The sequence below is a fragment of the Oleiphilus sp. HI0123 genome, assembly GCF_001635315.1.
The window spans coordinates 1-1943 of sequence record NZ_LWGE01001493.1; the positions used below are offsets into that span (position 1 = coordinate 1).

2 protein-coding genes are annotated in these 1943 nt (G+C 44.3%); one reads left to right on the forward strand and one right to left on the reverse strand.

Annotated elements, in window-relative coordinates:
* Positions 1-520, reverse strand: a 520-nt coding sequence (locus A3761_RS19740) for a LysM-like peptidoglycan-binding domain-containing protein (RefSeq protein WP_304439629.1), incomplete at its 3' end; no start/stop codon positions are given.
* 302 nt (positions 521-822) lie between these two features.
* On the opposite strand from A3761_RS19740, the gene tyrS reads away from it, so the two are divergent.
* A partial coding sequence (gene tyrS / locus A3761_RS19745) for a tyrosine--tRNA ligase (protein ID WP_068750736.1) occupies positions 823-1943 on the forward strand: 1121 nt, incomplete at its 3' end.

The following is a 1943-nucleotide window of genomic DNA, read 5'->3' on the forward strand; positions in this document are numbered from 1 at the left end:
GTGAGAGCCCGGCCTTTTGCCCTGCAAGGAATAATGAGCTTTCTATAGTTCCCTCACCGTAGGCGATATGAACATCCGGGGTGCGAGTAACAACTTCTTTAGTGAAAGAATTGTTTTCATCCCGTTTAAATACAATTGACTTAAGGGGGGAGCGAACCAGTTTGATTTGGGAAAGTTGCTCGTTCTCATCGTTAAGAAAGGCGATCTTTTCGCCAGGGTAAATGTTGGCAATCTGCTTTGCAGCTTTCGACGAGTGTATAACGGAGTACATGATTTTATCGTTGTACCCGGCTTTAGCAAACAGTGTTGATAATGTATTGCCTGATTTGATATCAAAACTCTGCCAGTTTTCGACTTTAGGCGTTGGGCTGGCAATCAGGGGCTGCTGGCTGGGCTCTTGCGTGTTTAATGCTTTAACGCTCTCGCTGCTAGACAAAACCTGGTTATCTAGATCAATCTCGATGGACGTTCTGGTTGCATTGACTTTGCTGCTAGGGCTCAGTGCAAGTACAAGTGTCATTACCGCGCCGGTGAGGCTGGCGGCTATCATGTGCTTTTTTGGAAAGGCGTGAATCAACGTCTGGCCTGCTTTAATTAATTGCTTTACTCAATAAAGTGAGTATTAATGCTTTTTAGAAGTCACATAAAAATGTGAAAATCTGTTAAATATTCCTATAAGTATAGTTGTAAGCTGGGTTCAAGCAAAGTCAATGTTTGTTTATAAAGCTTACAGTAATGTTAAAGATGATATACTTGTTTGTTTTTTGATGTCGCGATTGTTTCTCGATTGTTATTGGTATGCGTTGAAAGGTGAAGTTTAAGATGGGATCGGTTCAAGAAGCTCTAGAAATTATTAAACGCGGAGCTGAAGAGTTAATAGTAGAAGAAGACTTAGTAAAGAAGCTTGAGGCGGGGAAGAAACTTCGTGTCAAAGCTGGATTTGACCCAACTGCTCCAGATTTACATTTAGGGCATACGGTACTCATTAATAAGTTGAAGCAGTTCCAGGATCTTGGTCATGAGGTGCTGTTCTTGATTGGCGACTTTACCGGCATGATTGGTGATCCTACCGGTAAAAGTGCTACACGGCCGCCTTTGACTGAAGAGCAGGTGGCGCAAAATGCGCAGACCTATAAAGAGCAGGTGTTCAAAATTTTAGATCCTGAGTTAACAACGGTCATGTTTAACTCAGAATGGATGTCGAAGATGTCTGCTGCGGATATGATCAAGCTGGCCGGGCAATATACTGTAGCGAGAATGCTAGAGCGTGATGACTTTAGTAAGCGCTTTAAAGGGGAGCAGTCCATTGCAATTCATGAGTTCTTGTACCCGTTAGTGCAAGGTTATGACTCGGTTGCAATGGCGGCAGATGTTGAATTGGGTGGAACTGACCAAAAGTTCAACTTATTAATGGGGCGTACTTTGCAGAAAAATGCGGGTATGGATCCTCAGACAATTCTAACGATGCCTTTATTAGAGGGTTTGGATGGTGTCCAGAAAATGTCCAAATCGCTCAATAACTATGTGGGTGTGAATGATGCGCCGGGTGAGATGTACACGAAGTTGCTATCGCTACCTGATGAAATGATCTGGCGCTACTATGAATTATTAAGCTTTAAGTCATTGGCAGAGATAGAGGTTCTTAAACAAGAGGTTGCGCAAGGGAGAAACCCGCAAGAGGTTAAAGATCTGTTTGCGCGCGAAATCATTGAGCGTTTCCATGATGCGGAGTCGGCGGCGACGGCGCATAACTCGGCAGGCAACCGAGTCGGTTTGGGTGAGATTCCAGATAATGTTCCGGAAGTTGATGTTGATGCTGAGGGGCAGTCGGAGTTGCCAGTATCTGCTGTACTAAGAATGGCGGCTTTGGTAAAGAATGGTGCAGCAGCTAAAGATGTCTTGGGTCGCGGTGCAGTATATGTAGAAGGCAAGAAGGTAGAGGC